At 43.0% G+C, this 18328-nt stretch carries 13 protein-coding genes, 2 tRNA genes and 1 pseudogene; 8 read left to right on the top strand and 8 right to left on the bottom strand.

Annotated elements, in window-relative coordinates; translation table 11 throughout:
- A pseudogene (locus MWG72_RS01440) lies at window positions 1-201 on the bottom strand (hypothetical protein); the annotation flags it as partial.
- Window positions 202-430: 229 nt separating this feature from the next.
- Here MWG72_RS01440 and ahcY point away from each other — a divergent pair.
- The 6 genes from ahcY (at window position 431) to MWG72_RS01410 (ending at window position 10383) form a co-directional block, all read left to right on the top strand.
- Window positions 431-1813: an adenosylhomocysteinase gene (gene ahcY / locus MWG72_RS01435; RefSeq protein ID WP_004645731.1), complete on the top strand. Its 1383-nt coding sequence runs from the start codon at window positions 431-433 to the stop codon at window positions 1811-1813.
- 181 nt (window positions 1814-1994) lie between these two features.
- Window positions 1995-2831, top strand: a complete 837-nt coding sequence (metF, locus tag MWG72_RS01430; RefSeq protein ID WP_085064772.1) for a methylenetetrahydrofolate reductase [NAD(P)H] — start codon at window positions 1995-1997, stop codon at window positions 2829-2831.
- A 37-nt stretch (window positions 2832-2868) separates the two neighbouring features.
- Complete coding sequence (locus MWG72_RS01425; protein WP_005265841.1) at window positions 2869-3579, top strand: 16S rRNA (uracil(1498)-N(3))-methyltransferase; 711 nt, start codon at window positions 2869-2871, stop codon at window positions 3577-3579.
- Between the two features lie 177 nt (window positions 3580-3756).
- A complete protein-coding gene (locus tag MWG72_RS01420; protein ID WP_247143077.1) occupies window positions 3757-6633 on the top strand; it encodes a putative bifunctional diguanylate cyclase/phosphodiesterase in 2877 nt (958 codons plus the stop codon).
- 140 nt (window positions 6634-6773) lie between these two features.
- Complete coding sequence (locus tag MWG72_RS01415) at window positions 6774-9053, top strand: NADP-dependent malic enzyme (protein ID WP_004645736.1); 2280 nt, start codon at window positions 6774-6776, stop codon at window positions 9051-9053.
- Window positions 9054-9147: 94 nt separating this feature from the next.
- Window positions 9148-10383, top strand: coding sequence for a multifunctional CCA addition/repair protein (locus tag MWG72_RS01410; RefSeq protein ID WP_005265843.1), 1236 nt, complete (start codon window positions 9148-9150; stop codon window positions 10381-10383).
- Between the two features lie 83 nt (window positions 10384-10466).
- Here the strand turns inward: MWG72_RS01410 and epmA are convergent, their stop codons facing one another.
- The 5 genes from epmA to greB all read right to left on the bottom strand — a co-directional run bounded on the left by epmA (window position 10467) and on the right by greB (window position 13717).
- Window positions 10467-11441 (bottom strand): EF-P lysine aminoacylase EpmA, encoded by a 975-nt coding sequence (gene epmA, locus MWG72_RS01405; RefSeq protein ID WP_247143076.1) that lies wholly within the window; start codon window positions 11439-11441, stop codon window positions 10467-10469.
- Window positions 11438-12505: a 4-phosphoerythronate dehydrogenase gene (locus tag MWG72_RS01400; protein WP_180037121.1), complete on the bottom strand. Its 1068-nt coding sequence runs from the start codon at window positions 12503-12505 to the stop codon at window positions 11438-11440. The genes epmA and MWG72_RS01400 overlap by 4 nt, the downstream gene beginning before the upstream one ends.
- Window positions 12506-12685: 180 nt before the next feature.
- Window positions 12686-12775 (bottom strand) — tRNA-Ser (locus tag MWG72_RS01395).
- A 269-nt stretch (window positions 12776-13044) separates the two neighbouring features.
- A tRNA-Ser gene (locus MWG72_RS01390) sits at window positions 13045-13134 on the bottom strand.
- 88 nt (window positions 13135-13222) lie between these two features.
- Window positions 13223-13717, bottom strand: coding sequence for a transcription elongation factor GreB (gene greB / locus MWG72_RS01385; RefSeq protein ID WP_004731844.1), 495 nt, complete (start codon window positions 13715-13717; stop codon window positions 13223-13225).
- Window positions 13718-14079: 362 nt separating this feature from the next.
- Between greB and MWG72_RS01380 the strand changes: the two genes are divergently transcribed.
- Entirely contained in the window at window positions 14080-15195 is a 1116-nt protein-coding gene (locus MWG72_RS01380; RefSeq protein ID WP_005247689.1) for an MltF family protein, read from the top strand.
- Window positions 15196-15288: 93 nt separating this feature from the next.
- Here the strand turns inward: MWG72_RS01380 and MWG72_RS01375 are convergent, their stop codons facing one another.
- Together MWG72_RS01375 and ttcA are read right to left on the bottom strand one after the other, a co-directional pair.
- Window positions 15289-15675, bottom strand: a complete 387-nt coding sequence (locus tag MWG72_RS01375) for an SCP2 sterol-binding domain-containing protein (protein WP_004280536.1) — start codon at window positions 15673-15675, stop codon at window positions 15289-15291.
- Window positions 15676-15881: 206 nt separating this feature from the next.
- Entirely contained in the window at window positions 15882-16808 is a 927-nt protein-coding gene (gene ttcA, locus MWG72_RS01370) for a tRNA 2-thiocytidine(32) synthetase TtcA (RefSeq protein WP_004280538.1), read from the bottom strand.
- 499 nt (window positions 16809-17307) lie between these two features.
- On the opposite strand from ttcA, the gene MWG72_RS01365 reads away from it, so the two are divergent.
- A complete protein-coding gene (locus MWG72_RS01365; RefSeq protein WP_114540821.1) occupies window positions 17308-18180 on the top strand; it encodes a lytic transglycosylase domain-containing protein in 873 nt (290 codons plus the stop codon).
- The last annotated feature ends 148 nt before the right edge of the window (window positions 18181-18328 follow it).

Genomic DNA, 18328 nt, shown 5'->3' with positions numbered 1-18328 from the left:
TCTCACTTCATCCTTATATGTAGGTATTTCTACATATGTTACGAGCCTCTTGAGATGCACCTCCAACCTATTAAAATTTATAAGTAAATCTATGATCAATAATTTACACCCAGTTTTTAGCTCACAGTGTCCAAGGAAATCCAGTGGTTTATCTTGGATCAGCACATCGATGGATTTTGTAATTTCCTCTAAGTCATCCATTCTTCTTCCTTAGTATATTTTTAAGTCAATGTATTTGTATCGGATTTTATATAACTTGGCTATCACTTTAAATCCAAGTACAATACGGCGCTAGTCGAGGGATGCTGCGACGTTTTACAGGCACTAAATGTAAAATCGCTAGGCTCGACCATCGGTCAGACATTCGTTCTGATCAACAACGGCATCCGCGAACAGAACGATCCAATCTATTTTTTCCTAGGAGATCCTGATGAACGCGGTTACTGCTTCATTTACAGATTACAAAGTTGCTGATATTTCACTTGCTGATTACGGCCGTAAAGAAATCAAACTTGCTGAAGCTGAAATGCCAGCCCTCATGGGTCTGCGTAAACGCTACTCGGCAGCAAAACCACTTGCAGGCGCGAAAATTCTCGGCTGTATCCACATGACCATTCAAACAGCTGTTCTTATTGAAACACTGGTTGAATTAGGCGCAGAAGTTCGCTGGACTTCATGTAACATCTTCTCGACTCAAGACCATGCTGCTGCTGCTATCGCCGCTGCGGGCATTCCTGTGTTTGCTTGGAAAGGCGAAACTGAAGAAGAATATATGTGGTGTCTTGAACAACAAATCAATGTAAATGGCACGCCTTGGGATGCCAACATGATTCTTGACGATGGCGGTGACTTAACGCTACTTGTTCATGAAAAATATCCAGAAGTGATTGCAAAAATTCACGGTGTAACTGAAGAAACAACGACAGGTGTTCAACGTCTGTACGAAATGCTTCGTGATGGCACTTTAAAAGTTCCTGCAATCAACGTAAACGATTCAGTAACCAAGTCTAAAAACGACAACAAATACGGTTGCCGTCACTCACTGAACGATGCAATCAAACGTGGTACAGATATGCTTTTATCTGGCCGTCGTGCGCTTGTAATCGGTTACGGTGACGTAGGTAAAGGTTCTGCACAATCACTTCGTCAAGAAGGCATGATTGTACGCGTAACTGAAGTTGACCCAATCTGTGCAATGCAAGCATGCATGGACGGTTATGAAGTTGTATCTCCATACAAAAATGGCGTGCAAACTGGCAAGAAAGAAGACATCAATGTTGACCTTCTTCAAAACACTGACCTTATCGTAACTACAACAGGTAACTACCACGTATGTGACGCTGCAATGCTTGATTCATTAAAAGCTGGCGCAGTTGTTTGTAACATCGGTCACTTTGATACTGAAATTGATACAGCTTACCTACGTGGCTACAAGTGGGTTGAAGTTAAACCTCAAGTACACCAGGTGTATCGTTCAGAAAATGAAAATGATTACCTGATCCTTCTTTCTGAAGGCCGTTTGGTGAACCTTGGTAATGCGACTGGTCACCCATCACGTATTATGGATGGTTCATTTGCCAACCAGGTATTGGGTCAAATGCATTTATTCGCTGAGAAATTTGCTGATCTTCCAGAATCTGAAAAAGCTGCACAAATTCGTGTAGAACTTCTTCCTAAGAAATTAGATGAAGAAGTTGCTGCTGCGATGGTTGCTGGTTTCGGTGGTGTCTTGACTCAACTGACTCAAGAACAAGCGGATTACTTGGGTGTTCAAGTTGAAGGTCCATTCAAGTCTGATGCTTATAAATACTAATTTTTGTTTTTACCTCTCCCTAGCCCTCTCCTAAAAGGAGAGGGAAACTTCTATTGTGAAAATAGTTAGAGGGTAAGTTTTAAAGACTTTAACTATCGTAATGGAAGTCCCTTCTCCCTTTGGGAGAAGGTTAGGATGAGGGCAATCCAAAATTACAAGTATTTATAAAAAGGATTTGAACATGTCTAAACAGATTCCAATTTCATTTGAATTTTTCCCGACCAAAACTGATGTAGGTGCGGAAAAACTCAAGGTTGTACATCAAGAGTTACAACTCTTAAATCCAGAATTCTTCTCTGTGACCTATGGTGCTGGTGGTTCCACTCGTGAACGCACCCTGTCTACTATCAATGACTTTAATGGCAAAGGTGCACCTGTTGCCCCTCACCTGTCTTGTATTGGCGATGACAAAGCGCGTATTGCTGAACTTCTAGATCTGTACAAATCTCAAGGCATTGACCGTATTGTTGCCCTGCGTGGTGACTTGCCTTCAGGCCAAGTGGGTTTGGGCGAATTACCTTATGCAGCTGATCTGGTTCGCTTTATCCGCGAACATTCAGGCGATCATTTTAAGATTGAAGTCGCAGCTTATCCGGAAATGCATCCTCAGGCTGAAAGCTTTGACAAAGACATTCAGCACTTTGTTGATAAAGTCAATACAGGTGCCAATGCTGCTTTAACTCAGTTCTTCTTCAATCCAGATGCTTATTTCTATTTTGTAGATCGTATCCAGAAAGCAGGAATCGATATTCCAGTTGCGCCAGGCATCATGCCAATTACCAATGCCAGCAATCTGATTCGCTTTGCTGATGGTACTGGCGCTGAGATTCCACGCTGGATTCGTAAGCAACTGGCAACTTATGGTGACGATACTGCCAGCATTAAAGCCTTTGGCCATGAAGTTGTAGTTAAATTCTGTGAGCGTCTGCTTGCAGGTGGTGCACCAAGTTTGCATTTTTACACCATGAATACTACTGACCCGACCCGTCAGCTAGTCACCGATCTTGGTTTAGCTTAAGCCCTTTATTTCACCGATTTTTTGAGTAGAACGATCAATGCCACGTTTTTATATAGATGCTGATTTAACTGTTGATGTCAGCCTTGAGCTTACGGAAACTGTATTTCATCATTGGGTAAAGGTTTTACGCGCGCAAGTCGGTGAAAGCGCGACCCTGTTCAATGGACAGGGTGGCGAATATGACGTGACTTTAACCGAGGTTGCTAAAAAATCAGCCACCGTCTCGGTCAATGCATTTAATCCTGCCAATCGCACACCAAAGTTCCAGGCTTTGCTCGGTCAGGTGATGAGTAAAGGCGACCGTATGGATTATGCGATTCAGAAAGCAGTCGAACTGGGCGTTTCCGAAATTCAGCTGCTGACTTCGGATCGTTGTGAAATGCGTTTAAAGTATGATCGCGACCAGAAAAAGCTGGATCACTGGCAAGGCATTGCTATTGCGGCTTGTGAACAATGTGGTCTAAACATTGTGCCTGAAATTTTAGCGCCCATGTCACTTGAAAAATGGCTGGATACTGAACTTCCGAACACCAAACTGGTTTTAGCACCCAATAAAGATGAAACAGATGTACTGGCAGATGCGACTTTAGATCTTGCCCTGCTGATTGGCCCCGAAGGTGGCTTGAGTGAGGCAGAAATTAGTGCCGCAAACCAGAAAGGTTTTCTCAACTGGTGTATCGGCGAGCGTGTACTACGTACCGAAACTGCTCCTGTTGTTGCCCTGTCAATTTTGAATTATGTGCTTTAGTTCATCGGATGGGTAAAAATTTGTCTTTAATTTTGTTGATTTTTATTTTTAAGACATCTAATCTCGACTAAAGAATAACAAATACTTATTAATTGATTTCACACATTTCCTGGGGTTTTTATAACAACAATGCACAAGGACGAAAACCGTTTAGGATGAATACAGGCATTGAATCACATGGTTGATAATCAGGACGACTATATTCAACAGCATTTACATGATGCTCAGATTGCGAACACGCTTCGTCATAGTCGCTATTTTTTGCTCAGTATAATGGTGATCTGCCTTTATATTTTTTGTATTTATCACATTCAATATAGCCCGTCTAATACGTATTTTAATACCTGGTTTATTCTGACAGAATTTCTGGTCAGCATGTGTTGGCTGGTAAGTACGCTGTATTTTAAACCTGAACAATATAACCAGAAAAGTGCACATCGCTGGTTACAGATACAGAGTCTGGCTGTTGGCATCAGTATCGCGGCAGGTATTTTTACGATTTATTATTATTTGCCACAGGCCAATCCTGCATTTGAAGATATTGAAGCACTGACCTTGTCTGCCTTGTTGCTGATTGTTACCCAAGCTTTCGGTTTAACCTACCTGACCCAGAAACTCAGTTATTTCTGCCTGGCATTTCTACCTTCTTTACTGCCCTTTTTACTGTCGCAAATTTATCATATAGGTCATTCCAATCCGTTCTTTGCGCTTGCCTTAAATTTCGCCATGATTGTGATTTTGCTGTGCGCGACGAGTAGTTATCGAATTCACAGCCGCACCTCACGTCTGTATGCGGAAAATGATATTCTGGTGAAAAATGCAGAACAGCAAGTGCATTGGACTGATGAACTATGCCAGCAACTCAAAACTGAAGTCAATAAATCCAAAGATATTGAACAGCAATTACAGCTCAGTAACCAATTGCTGGAGCAAAAAGTACGGGAACGTACCTATGATATTGAACAGATCAATCATGACCTGAAGAATCAGCAGCAGAATCTAAAACTTGCACATGAAATTGCCGGTATTCGGCCATGGGACTGGAATATTCAAGAGCGCAGCATCACCTTAACCAATCATAAAGACGAAAAGATTCTGCGCGATTCCAAAGATCATCATCTGCAATTACAGTATCTGATTCACCCTGAAGATCTGGCCTATTTTAAGCGCAATATGAAGCAGCATCTGCGTGGCCAGATTGAACGCTATGATGCCACTTACCGGATCAAGCTCAGTGAAGGTGGCTGGAGTTGGGTACATGATATTGGCCGGGTGATCAGTCGTGATCCTAAAAATAAAAAACCCTTGCGCATGGTCGGTATCCGTCGTGATATCCAGCAGGAACGTCTGTCTCAAGAACGTTTAAAACTGGTGGCCAGTGTACTGGAACAAGCTGCGGAAGGCATTTTCATTCTGAATCTTGATTTAGATTATATCGATGTCAATCCCCACTACGAATACCTGAGCGGTTTTGAGCGTGACCAGATCATCGGTAAATCCTTATTTGATATTGCGGTGCAAAATAAATCCCAGCAACGTACTTTTCAGGCCAATATTGTCAAACAGATCCAGAAGATTGGCTCTTATGATGGAGAGGTTTATGCAAAATTTCTGTCTGGCAAAGAGTCGACCTTATGGCTGCATATTAATGCCGTGACTGATGATGAAGGCCGGATTACCCATTATATTGGCATCGTATCAGATCTGACTGAACGTAAATTACAGGAACAGCGCCTGTCCTATCTGGAAAATTATGACACGCTGACTGACTTACCGAACCGCTTTTATTATAATTATCAGCTGCATCAATATCTAGTTTCGCAAAAAGACTCTATTAAAGAGATGGCTGTGATTCGGCTTAACATCGACCGTTTCCGGCCATTGAATGAATACCTGTCCAATAACGGCGGTGATGAACTTTTACGTCAGGTGGCGCAGCGGCTGCGCATGACCAATGCAGAAGCGCTATTTGTGGCACATCTAAATGGCGATGATTTTGCGATTCTCTATGAAATTTCACATATTCGCCCGTCAGTTCAGCACCATTGTGAACGCATCGCTCAGGCCTTTAGCAGACCGTTTAATATTTACGGTCAGGAGCATGTGATTACCCTGTCCATGGGAGTGGCATTTTATCCGGATCATGGCCGTCAGCTCGATTATTTAAATAACTGCGCTGAACAGGCATTGAACGAAGCCAAAAATCTCGGCGGCAATACTATTCACTTTTATTCCAGTGAAAATAATGCTTTACAGAACAAAGGGGTTTTCCTGGAACGTGATTTGCGCAAAGCAATCCAGAATAATGAACTGGTGGTGTATTATCAGCCAAAAATCAATTTCAGCGATCAAAGCATTTATGGCTTCGAAGCGCTGATTCGCTGGAACCATCCAGAAAAAGGCATTATTGCACCAGGCCTATTTATACCGTTAGCGGAACAGACCAGCCTGATTTCAGACATTGGCCGTCTGGTGATCCAGCAGGCCGCTAAACAGATTCGCCAATGGAATGATCTGGGCTTTAATCATATTTGTGTATCAGTCAATATCGTGGCGCAGCAATTGCGCCGTGGTCAATTGCTCGATGATCTGGATCAGGCCATTGCAGACAACCAGATTTCTGGCGCCAGCCTGGAGCTGGAAATTACCGAATCTTCTTTAATTGAAAATTCGGAAGCGGTCAAAAACCTGCTGAATGAAATCAAACAGCGACATATTCATATTGCCCTAGATGATTTCGGCACAGGTTATTCTTCCCTCTCCTATCTTACTGATTTCCCGATTGATACCTTAAAAATTGATCGCAGTTTTGTTTGCAAGATTGGGGAAAACAAGCAGGCAGCCATTGTCAGTGCCATGGTGGCCATGGGTAAAGCCATGGGCATGACCGTGGTCGCGGAAGGCATCGAGACCGAAGAGCAGCTAGAATATTTACGTGATTTAGACTGTGATATTGCCCAAGGCTACTTATTTTCCAAACCGCTTCCTGAGCAGGATGCAACCGCTTATTTAGTGCGAGACAAGACGCATCAGACTTATATACCCCAAGTCTAAGTCCATACCCCACCACAATAAGTTTGTTGGAAAAACGGCCGTCTTTGTCTGTCCGAACTGGCTAACAAATGGTATATTCAGGAACATAAATAAATTCTTTGCCCGCTGACCGGGTAATCTTTACAACGATCGAGAGACTGATGGACGAACAATCTTTAAAGCAACAGGCCCTTTACTATCACGAGTTTCCTACCCCGGGGAAAATCAGCGTTACACCAAGCAAACAATTGGTCAACCAACGTGACTTGGCCCTTGCTTACTCGCCTGGCGTAGCTGCACCATGTCTTGAGATTGAACGCGATCCTTCAACTGCTGCATTGTATACGGCTCGTGGCAACCTGGTTGCTGTAGTGACCAACGGTACTGCCGTGCTTGGCTTGGGTAATATTGGTCCTTTGGCTTCTAAACCAGTGATGGAAGGTAAAGGCGTATTATTCAAAAAATTCGCTGGTGTTGATGTATTCGATATCGAAATTGCTGAAAATGATCCAGACAAAATTGTGGATATTGTAGCTGCATTAGAACCGACTTTTGGCGGGATTAACCTTGAAGATATCAAGGCGCCAGAGTGTTTCTATATCGAGCAAAAATTGCGTGAACGCATGAATATTCCAGTATTCCATGATGATCAGCACGGTACTTCGATTATTGTCGGTTCTGCGCTCCTCAACGCGTTACAAATCAACGGTAAAAAAATTGAAGACATCAAGATCGTGGCTTCAGGCGCGGGTGCTGCTGCACTGTCTTGTTTAAATCTGCTTTGCGCTCTGGGTGCTAAAAAAGAGAACATCATCGTTGCCGATTCACGCGGTCTGCTGACTACACATCGCGAAGGCCTGGATGAATCTAAGAAAGCCTATGTACAAGACATTGAAGCTACTCAGCTTGGTGACGTGATTTCAGGTGCAGACATGTTCCTTGGTCTTTCTGCTGCGGGCATTTTGACCAAAGAAATGGTCAAGGTCATGGCTGAAGATCCGATCATCTTTGCCTTGGCGAACCCGGATCCAGAAATTCTGCCTGAACATGCGCATGAAGTTCGTGATGACGTGATCATGGCGACTGGTCGTTCTGACTATCCGAACCAGGTGAATAACGCACTGTGCTTCCCGTACATCTTCCGTGGTGCGCTGGACGTTGGCGCAACCACCATTAACGAAGAAATGAAAATTGCCTGTGTCCACGCGATCGCGCGTATGGCACACGTTGAGGCTGATGCGGCGACTTATGGTGAAAAATCAGCATCATTTGGCCGTGAATACCTGATTCCGGGTCCACTGGATCAACGCTTGATCCTAGAGATTGCCCCTGCTGTTGCACAAGCAGCCATGGATTCGGGCGTGGCAACACGTCCAATCACAGATTTCTCGCATTATCGTCAACGTTTGTCTGAGTTTGTCTACAACTCTGCATTCATGATGAAACCAATTTTTGAACAGGCTAAATCTGATCCTAAACGTATTGCCTATGCGGAAGGTGAAGACCTGCGTGTACTTCGCGCAGTTCAAATCGCGGTAGATGATGGTTTGGCAATTCCAATTTTAGTGGGTCGTCCAGCTGTAATTGAAGCCAACATCAAAAAGTTGGGCCTACGTCTTGAAGATGGCGTGAATATCACGATTGTTGATCAGGAAAAGAACCCGAACTATGAAATGTTTGCAGATGATTACTACAACATCATGCAGCGCAAGGGTGTAACGCCTGAATACGCACAGCGTGAAGCACGTCGCCGCTCTACCCTGATCGCAGCGATGCTTGTGAAACATGGCATGGCAGATGGTATGCTGTGTGGTACGTATTCAAGCTATGACATTCACCTGGACTTCGTCAGCAACATCATTGGCAAGAAAGATGGTCATAATACCTTCTTTACCCTAAATGCCTTGATGCTTGAAGACCGTAACTTGTTCATTGCCGATACCTATGTCAACACCAATCCAACAGCTGAACAGCTGGCTGAAATGACCATTCTGGCCGCTGAAGAAGTTCGCCGTTTTGGTATGACACCACGTATTGCCCTGCTGTCTCACTCAAGTTTCGGTTCAGACCAGCATGATGCCAGCGCGCAAAAAATGCGTAAGGTATATGACATCCTGTCTGAAATTGCGCCTGAGCTGGAAGTTGAAGGTGAAATGCACGGTGATGCTGCTCTGGATGAAAACATTCGTCAGTTTGCATTCCCGAATTCACGTTTCAAAGGCTCTGCAAACTTGCTGATCATGCCAAATCTGGATGCTGCCAATATCTCGTTTAACCTGTTAAAGGCAACTTCAGGCAACAACGTAACGATTGGTCCAATTCTGTTGGGTGCTGCGAAACCTGTCCACATTTTGACGCCGACTGCGACCACGCGCCGTGTGATCAACATGACTGCACTGACTGTTGCTGAAATCCAGCAAGCAGAACAAGATGCACTTTAAGCCAATGACAAGATAACGACGCATCAGCCTCGTTTCTTAACTTGAGAAAACCTCTATTCTGTAGCATGATGCTTGTAAGAATAGAGGTTTTTTCATGCAAGTTTATTTAGTAGGCGGCGCAGTTCGAGATCATTTGCTCGGACACCCCTATCACGAAAAAGATTATGTAGTCGTTGGTGCAACCCCCGCGCAAATGCTTGACTTAGGCTATCAGCCCGTAGGCAAAGATTTCCCTGTTTTTCTACATCCCCAAACAAAAGAAGAATATGCACTGGCGCGTACCGAACGTAAATCTAGCGCCGGTTATCATGGTTTTGAGTTTTATACCGATGTCAGCGTTACGCTAGAGCAGGATCTGATTCGTCGCGATCTGACCATTAATGCCATGGCCATGGATGATGCCGGCCAGGTTTATGACCCTTATGGCGGTCAACAGGATCTGGAAAACCGGATTCTACGTCATGTTTCCGATGCCTTTATCGAAGATCCATTGCGCGTACTGCGAATAGCCCGTTTTGCTGCCCGTTATACGAGTGCAGGTTTTGTGATTGCCGATGAAACTTTGGCGTTAATGCAACGCTTGACTGAAACCGGTGAATTAAATGCATTGACACCGGAACGCGTCTGGAAAGAAACTTCCCGTGCATTATCGGAACGTCATGCTGATGTGTATTTTGAAGTATTACGTCAATGTGGTGCTTTAAAGGTACTCTTCCCTGAGATTGATGCCTTATATGGCATTCCACAGCGCCCTGAATATCATCCGGAAATTGACTGCGGCATTCACACCATGATGTCCTTGCAGCAGGCGTGTCGTCAAAATTATAGTCTGGATGTACGTTTTGCCGTTTTAGTGCATGACTTAGGAAAAGCTTTGACGCCGCTTGAAGAATTACCGCGACATATCATGCATGAAGAGCGAGGCATCAAGCCAGTGAATGACCTGTGTGACCGTTTAAAAGTGCCGACGTATACCAAGCAGCTGGCTTTGGCTGTGTGCAAAGAGCATCTGAAATGCCATCAGGCCTTCAATCTTAAGCCGGGAACCTTATGGCGATTATTGCAACGTCTGGATGTGTTACGTCGCCCTGAACGTGTCGAAGCTTTTGTTCAGGCGTGTGAATGTGATTCACGTGGCCGTCTAGGTCTGGAAGATCGTGCTTATCCACAAGCCCAATACGTCCTTGATGCAATGCAGACCGTACGTGCCATCAAGGCACAAGACCTGCCTGCCGATATTCAGGGACCGGATATTGGCGAAATGCTGATTGAACGACGGATTCAGGCACTTGGTGAGCTTAAAGCACAACAAACCGCAACAATTGAATAATAAAAAAAGCACCTTCGGGTGCTTTTTTTATAGCTTAATTTCTCTTTATCAAAAAAGGAATTAAAACTATCTAATTCGCTGGATCAGGAAATATCTGCCGGAAAAGTAATCACCTTTTCCAGTTTCATTTGATTAGTTGCAATCATCAATAAACGGTCAATTCCCAAGGCAATCCCTGAACATTCCGGCATCTTCGGTAAAGCCGCCAGTAAATATTCATCGATGGGCATGACATGCAAGCTAAGTTTGGCTCGTTCAGCATTATCTGCCTCAAAGCGCGAACGTAATACGTCGGCATCAATCAGTTCATCATAAGCATTGGCCAATTCTAAACCTTCGATATACAGCTCAAAACGTGCGGCGACCAGTTCACCCTCTTCATCGATTCGGGTTTTGGCCAAAGAAGCCATTTCAGGGGGGAAATCGGTCAGGAATACTGCGGTATCAAACCCCAGACTCGGTTCAACCATATGTGAAAATAACAAGTCGATATAGCCAAGACGGTCATTTCCCAGATCCAGATTAAGACCAACGCGGCGGCAGCAATCTTTCAATTCCTGTAAAGTTGCCTGAAGCGGATTGAGATCCAGACGATCCATGAACGCGTGCTTATAACTCAAAATGGTCGGACGTATTTCGCCAAAACGTGCTTTCAAGGTCACATTCAACAGATCAGATACTTCAAACATCAAATCTTTTAAACTAAATCCCGGACGATACCATTCCAGCATGGTGAATTCGCTATTGTGCTTACGCCCATGTTCATCATCACGGAAGACTTTACAGATTTGATAAATGGGTCCAGAGCCACTGGCCAATAAGCGTTTCATGGCAAATTCGGGTGAGGTCTGCAAATAATGTGTATGCGCTTTACCCAGCACATGGCGCTGGGCCTGTACCGAGGCTAAATGCACATCAGTCACACCGGCTTGAGACAAAATCGGTGTTTCGACTTCTAATACATCGCGCTCAGCAAAAAACTGACGGATTTGACGATATAAATTCGCCCGCGCGTGCATGGCTTGAAGGTCACAAGTGGGTTGATACGTCATTGTCATGCCTTCGGCCCACCGTGTGCTGCCCACTCACGACGTAGTGGGTAGGTTTTACGTAAATGATCAAATGCCTGCTGATCGACTTTACCTTCTTTGAGACAGGCACGTAGATTGGCATCATCACGAGCAATGTCATAAATTTGGGATAAATGCTGTTGCAAAGCCATTTTTAAATCCTGCCCCTGAAAAAACTGCTCACAGACAGGCAGCTGAGATTCAAACTGTTTATTGGCTGCAAAACCAAAAATGTGACAAAAAGCTTCGTAAATCATCTGGGTACCACGTGCCTTGCCTTCCAGACTATAGCCGGCAATATGCGGGGTGACCAAAGTCACCAGATCCAGAAGTTCTGCTGAAATTAGCGGTTCGTGTTCAAAGACATCCAAAATCACGGTTCGATGTGTCGCCTGTATATCCTGGATCAGTGCGGCTTCCTCAATGACTGGCCCACGTGCTGAATTAATCAGGATTGCATCAGACCGCATGTGCGCCAGCGAAGCAGCATTAAATAAATAATAGGTTGGATATGCACCAGTTTTAGTTAAAGGGACATGAATCGAAATTGCCTCCGCCTGCTGCAATAATTCATGAAATTCAACTTGATCAACCTGCTCTCTTTGCACCAAAGGATCATAGCCAATCACGCGCCAGCCCAAGAGCTTCGCCATGTAGGCCAATCGGATTCCAACATTACCCAAACCGACAATACCCAAGGTAAATGTCGCATTGGCATCGAGTAATTCAGGACGCACCTGCAATAACGCGGTAATCACATATTCAGCCACTGCTTGCGCATTACAGCCGGCTGCATTACTCCATTGAATCCCATGCTGTTCTAATGCAGCAATATCCAAATGATCTGTGCCAATGGTGGCACTACCCACAAATTTAATCGAACTATTCTGTAGCAGTACTTCATTGACCTGAGTCACTGAACGTACCAACAGGCTATCGGCATCTTTGACATCATCTGCGCTTAAGGTTCGCCCTGCACGATGTTGAATATCACCAAATTCGGAAAAGAAATAATCGGTAAATGCCAGATTTTCATCTGCGACAATTTTCATAATGAGATCCATATGATGCTTGGACGTATGATAGCGCGTTGACGCCTCTGACTCTATATTTGGCCGATACGTCCATTTTTCAAGATTTTATGAATTAAGTTCAGGACTGAAGAATTTAATATTCAAGATCTGCAGCCTAAAAAGAAAAACCCCAATCTTTCGACTGGGGTTTTTAAAATTTGGCGGAAGCGGTGAGATTCGAACTCACGGAGGACTCACACCCTCGTCGGTTTTCAAGACCGGTGCATTAAACCGCTCTGCCACGCTTCCTTGGCCGCCATCATATAAATAAATTAGATTTTTGGCAATAAAATTTAGCGAAACTTCTATAAAAAGCAGCTTATTCAGCTAAAAATCATCCGAAATCAAAGCCAATCTGAGTATTTTCATTCAAAGATTTTAGTATTGCAATGATCTTGAGTTGAATTTAACTCAGTAGAGAATGATGAGAGAAATTAACTGCCTTATCAAGTGGATCAACAACTGAAAAATATTGAGACATAAAAAAACCCAGTCAAATAGACTGGGTTTTTAAAATTTGGCGGAAGCGGTGAGATTCGAACTCACGGAGGACTCACACCCTCGTCGGTTTTCAAGACCGGTGCATTAAACCGCTCTGCCACGCTTCCATGGTCGACATCATATAAACAAAAATCACGCTTGGCAAATATTTTTATGCTTTCACTGCATCAACTGCACAAAATAAAATCAATTACACTAATCTGCTGAATTTTCTGGCTTTTCATAACGAATTGAGTTGATGAACCAAAGTTTCTTGCCGGAGGGGGTCAATACCTCGGCCTCCTCATCGACCTGCTTGCCTAATAACGCGCGTGCCATCGGTGAACTGATCGAAATATGCTGCGGATGATGATCATAAATTTCATCTACACCGACAATGCGTAAAGTTTTTTGTTCACCTTCTTCATTTTCAATGTCCACCCAGGCACCAAAATAGACCTTGCCCTCCTGCTCCGGGGAAAAATCGATGATTTTCAGTTCTTCGAGGCGCTTGCCAAGGTACCTGACCCGTCGATCAATTTTCCGTAAAATTTGCTTGTTATATTGGTAGTCTGCGTTTTCAGAACGGTCGCCTAGACTGGCGGCCCAGTTCACTTTTTTGGTAATTTCAGGACGCTCTTCATGCCAGAGATTCTTAAGTTCTGCCACCAATTTATCGTGTCCAGCACGGGTGATTAAGTTGGATTTCATACGTCTTGCTGATCAAATTTTCAGTGTTTTAACTTACAAACAGCTTATTTTATTTACCATTTTAACACAATGGAAAAATTCTAAAAAAATTAACTTTATATTTCAATAGCTTAAAATTATTTTTAAAAATAATTTGTGTACAAAATTTGACAATCATTTTTTAGATCATTAATATGCCACCAACTTCCGGAAATGCTTACTTTTTAATCTATGTAGTTTTTCTACATAATTATCTTTAAATCTCTTGTCATTTTGAATGACGTCATGACTGCCCAACCCTTATTGAATTTATCAAACTGTTAAAATTTCTGGCTTTGTTGGCTGTGATTTTTAGGGCATAAATTACTTGTAGCGGAGACAACATGCACAGTAGTTCATCCACTGGGTCGAGGCTTTGCCTAAGATCTGTAATTTCTTCTCTCCCTTTGAAAGCACTTGTACTGAGCACTGCATTTATTCCCCTACACAGTATCAATGCAAGTAAGACCACACTTCAGTTTGATCACGTGGTAAATAGCAATAAGCTAACCGTGGTTGCGGTTGAAAATCCGACTACGGTATTCCAAGATGGACAACATCTGCATGGCTTCGGTTACGATCTGGTTCGTAACTATGCCAACAATCTGAATGTAAAGCTCGATTTTAAAATCGTCCCTGATAATAATACGGCACTACAATGGGTTGCTCAGGGTAAAGCCAATCTGGCTATGACGACTACTGATATACGCACCATTGAAAACAAGCGTTTGACGTCGTTCTCAGCCACTTGTGGCGATGAATCGATTCTGTCAAGTAATGGCTTGAATACCAATTTAAACCTGGTGTTTAAATCTGCTACAGATCCTTTGAGCCAGACGGCCAGTGCTTTTGTCTGCAAAGGCAAACAAAGTGGTGCCATCAAGCAGCTTGCTTCATTTTATAATCAGAATGTGGTGAAAGAGGAATCTTGGACCACCATTCAACGTGATTTGAACAACCGTCTGCCGATCTATGAAGCGAGCTTTAAACAGACAGCTCAGCAGTATGACCTGGATTGGCATTTACTGGCGGCCATTGGTTATCAGGAATCTTATCTGAAACCGAATTCAGTTTCTCCGACGGGTGTGCGTGGTTTGATGATGCTGACCAACAGTACAGCCAAAGCCATGGGTGTGAGTAACCGTACCGATCCGGCTCAAAGCATTCAGGGTGGCGCCAAGTATTATGATCAAATGCTTAGTCGCTATGAGCATATTCCTTTTCCAGATCGAAACTGGTTTGCACTAGTAGCTTATAATATGGGCCCAGGTGCAGTGAATCAGTTGCAAAAGCGCATTCAGTCGCAAGGCAAGAACCCGAATAACTGGGTGAACTTATATGCCTATCTGGATCAGAATAAAGCCAATAATGGTCGCTACCGTCAAGCGGTACAATATGTGACCCGCATTCGTGCTTATTTGGAACATATCAAGACCACACCACAATTGGTGAATATCTAAGCTAAAACCTTAGCATTAATCAAAATGACATAAAAAAAGCTTACCTCAGGGTAAGCTTTTTTCGTCTTTATTCAGGCTAATGTCTTAGTAGAATTAAGCCGTGGTATTTTCAAGTACTTTCTTGAACAAATCTTTTTGTTCCTGACTTGGTTTTGCAGTCTGAAGTGCCATCAATTGTGACATATCACCCTGTACTTTGATTTTACCTGTCATAAATGCCTGCATCGCAGCAGCCATATCAAACTCTAGGAAAACTTTACGTAGAGTTTCGCCATCCATATTCAGCGTAGTTTTGGCATTTGAAGACAAACCTTTTTTGATTGCCCCACCATCTAAAGATAGTTCAGTATTACCTGTAGTGTCCGCTACAACCAAATTAATCGCAAGGTTCGCCAAAGCTGGTGGCAAATTCAAATCGCCAGCTTGCGCAGTTAGAGTTTCTACAGTTGAAAACCAATCATCAGTTAAAAAAGCAGGCATGATCTTTCCTCAAATTATTTGTTCATTTGTGTCGACTATCCAGACGACATCATGTTGAAGCTATTATGCTTGTGCTTTGTTATATCATGATCATTAGCGCAAAGGCTAACGAATTTTGTACGCGCCGTTCAATTTTTGTAGTTCTATTTTTATTTATGTTTATAAGCAGACATCAACCCGCAGGCTGATGTCTACACGTTCTAAAATTAGTCTGCAGCAAAGCCCAGATTGACCATATTGATCCGACGGTTCTCGCCTTCCACAGCTTCTTCAGTTGAATCACCGCCTTTGAAGTCGAATTCACGCTGGCTGTCCAGCACTTCAAAATCAAATAATTCACGATCGACCAGCTGCGATGGCGAAACATTTTGCAATGCACCAAAAATGCTGTGCAGACGTTTTGGATGTGCTTTATCCCAATCACGTAACATGTCATTGATAATTGCGCGCTGCAGGTTGTCCTGAGAGCCACATAAATTACATGGAATAATTGGAAATTGACGCATTTCTGCATATTTGATGATGTCTTTTTCTTCCACATAGGCCAGTGGGCGAATCAGAATGTTCTTTTTGTCTGAAGACAACAGTTTTGGTGGCATAGCTTTCAAGCTGCCGCCATGGAACAGGTTCAGGAAGAAAGTCGCCAAGATATCATCACGATGATGGCCTAAAGCAACTTTGGTCGCGCCAATTTCCTGCGCAAAACCGTATAAAGAACCACGACGCAAACGCGAACAGACTGCACAATAGGTTTTGCCTTCTGGCGTCAGTTTTTTGGTAATGCTGTAGGTGTCTTTTTCCAGAATGTAATACGGAATATTATTTTCTTCTAAATAACGCGGTAGAACATCTTCAGGGAAGCCTGGCTGTTTCTGATCCAGATTCACAGCCACTACATCGAAATTGATCGGTGCGATGCGCTTGAACTGTAGCAGGATATCCAACAGGGTATAACTGTCTTTACCACCAGAAATACACACCATGACCTTATCGCCTTCTTCAATCATCTTGAAGTCACGAATGGCATGTCCGACCTGGCGGCGAAGCTTCTTCAACAAACGGTAGTAGGCTGAGCTTGTTGGCAGTTCAGGTTTGAAATTAAATCCTTGTTCGGACTCAACTGGCGAGTACATAGACGAGATTAACCCATAAAAAAAATACCGCGCAATTTTAGCCGATTCAGACCGCTATCGCATCAAAAGAATTTATTTTCATGAAAATGTCTTATTAGTTTCATTTTTATGTTTTATTTAGATTGATATATTGAACGATTGCGTTCATTTTTTAGTCAAGATGCTTATCTTTTGGACTTTTCCACAGTTGTCCACAAAAGCTGTGGATAACTTTGTGGATTGAAACAGACTTGACAACTTGTCCGGCTCAAAAGATAAGGCTTTTCTTTAAATTGATCATTTTTTGATCAATTTAATTATTTATAAAAATCAATTAGTTAACCCTGTCAAGCCTAAGGTTTTAAATTAAATCATATTTTTTTTTCTACTGCTAAAATGTAAAAAATGACTTGCATTTACAAACTCGTTTATAAATGCAGCGCACAAGTCTTTTCATTCCGTAATTTTTTGTTAAACTCTTTATTGAATTTTTCTCGCTTGTGTTTACTTAATATAAACAATGAAAATAAATGTGTATGTTTTGGGGCGTTATGGGATCAGTGGTTTGCTATTGGCAAGCTGTTGTCATTTTGCTTATGCCGGTCAAACGATCTATCAATTACGTGACAGTAATGGCAGTACTTTATTGACCAATAAGAAAAGCCGCTATAATCATCTACAGGTAGAAAAGAAAACCTATTATCCAGACAGCAATATTCACAGTTATAGCAACTGGGGCTCGAGTGAAGCTTCTGTATTGCCTAGCTATAGTAGAAATAAAAATGCCTATGACTCGATTATTCGTCAGGCAGCACAAACCTATGGCGTGTCTGAAGGCTTGATTAAAGCCGTGATGCATACCGAATCCGGTTTTAATGTACAGGCACGCTCTCCAGTCGGTGCACAGGGCTTAATGCAACTCATGCCGGCGACTGCCCGTCGGTTTAATGTCAGCAATGCTTATGACCCGCAGCAGAATATTATGGCAGGCGCCAAATATCTGGCCTGGTTATTGAAACGCTTTAATGGCAATACCACTTTGGCACTGGCAGGCTATAATGCCGGTGAAGGTAATGTTGCCAAATATAAGGGCGTGCCACCGTTTCGTGAAACTCAGGACTATGTCCGTCGTGTCAGCAGCCGTTATCAGAACTTATATGCCCAAGGAATTGGCAATGCTAGTGCTGCCTATACAGCATCTTCTGATAATGGTCGTGTGATTGCCAGTTCTGACAATTATTCGACTGAAACCACCACAGCTTCCAATATTCAGGCTGCTAAGTATCAGCGTCAGATCATTGCTCAAGCGGATGGCAGTTTCACCGATGCACCGGCAGGCTCTTATGCCACCGCGAATGCGTCAGCATCTGCAAAAATATATTTGAGTGAATAATTCCTAAACAGCTTTGTTTTTAAAGACCTATGTTTCAGTTTGTACAAAAAATATCCTGTGTTTTTTGTAGCTAAATGCTATTTTTTCCTTGAATTCTTCTCGATTTCACCGCATATTGAATTCAATGATTTACATTTAATAATCAGAT

This window comes from Acinetobacter lwoffii, from assembly GCF_022967985.1.
In the GTDB taxonomy this organism is placed as follows: domain Bacteria; phylum Pseudomonadota; class Gammaproteobacteria; order Pseudomonadales; family Moraxellaceae; genus Acinetobacter.
Note: the sequence above shows the minus strand (reverse complement) of the source record. Positions and strands in the feature narration are given on the sequence as shown.

What these genes read in the sequence shown, in the direction of transcription:
- MWG72_RS01410 (WP_005265843.1), top strand. Translation starts at nt 9,148, where the DNA reads ATGCAAGTTTATTTAGTAGGCGGCGCAGTTCGAGATCATTTGCTCGGA.
- MWG72_RS01375 (WP_004280536.1), bottom strand. Translation starts at nt 15,675, where the DNA reads ATGCCTGCTTTTTTAACTGATGATTGGTTTTCAACTGTAGAAACTCTA.
- MWG72_RS01425 (WP_005265841.1), top strand. Translation starts at nt 2,869, where the DNA reads ATGCCACGTTTTTATATAGATGCTGATTTAACTGTTGATGTCAGCCTT.
- MWG72_RS01415 (WP_004645736.1), top strand. Translation starts at nt 6,774, where the DNA reads ATGGACGAACAATCTTTAAAGCAACAGGCCCTTTACTATCACGAGTTT.
- epmA (WP_247143076.1), bottom strand. Translation starts at nt 11,441, where the DNA reads ATGACAATGACGTATCAACCCACTTGTGACCTTCAAGCCATGCACGCG.
- MWG72_RS01420 (WP_247143077.1), top strand. Translation starts at nt 3,757, where the DNA reads ATGGTTGATAATCAGGACGACTATATTCAACAGCATTTACATGATGCT.
- greB (WP_004731844.1), bottom strand. Translation starts at nt 13,717, where the DNA reads ATGAAATCCAACTTAATCACCCGTGCTGGACACGATAAATTGGTGGCA.
- ahcY (WP_004645731.1), top strand. Translation starts at nt 431, where the DNA reads ATGAACGCGGTTACTGCTTCATTTACAGATTACAAAGTTGCTGATATT.
- ttcA (WP_004280538.1), bottom strand. Translation starts at nt 16,808, where the DNA reads ATGTACTCGCCAGTTGAGTCCGAACAAGGATTTAATTTCAAACCTGAA.
- MWG72_RS01400 (WP_180037121.1), bottom strand. Translation starts at nt 12,505, where the DNA reads ATGAAAATTGTCGCAGATGAAAATCTGGCATTTACCGATTATTTCTTT.
- MWG72_RS01380 (WP_005247689.1), top strand. Translation starts at nt 14,080, where the DNA reads ATGCACAGTAGTTCATCCACTGGGTCGAGGCTTTGCCTAAGATCTGTA.
- MWG72_RS01365 (WP_114540821.1), top strand. Translation starts at nt 17,308, where the DNA reads ATGAAAATAAATGTGTATGTTTTGGGGCGTTATGGGATCAGTGGTTTG.
- metF (WP_085064772.1), top strand. Translation starts at nt 1,995, where the DNA reads ATGTCTAAACAGATTCCAATTTCATTTGAATTTTTCCCGACCAAAACT.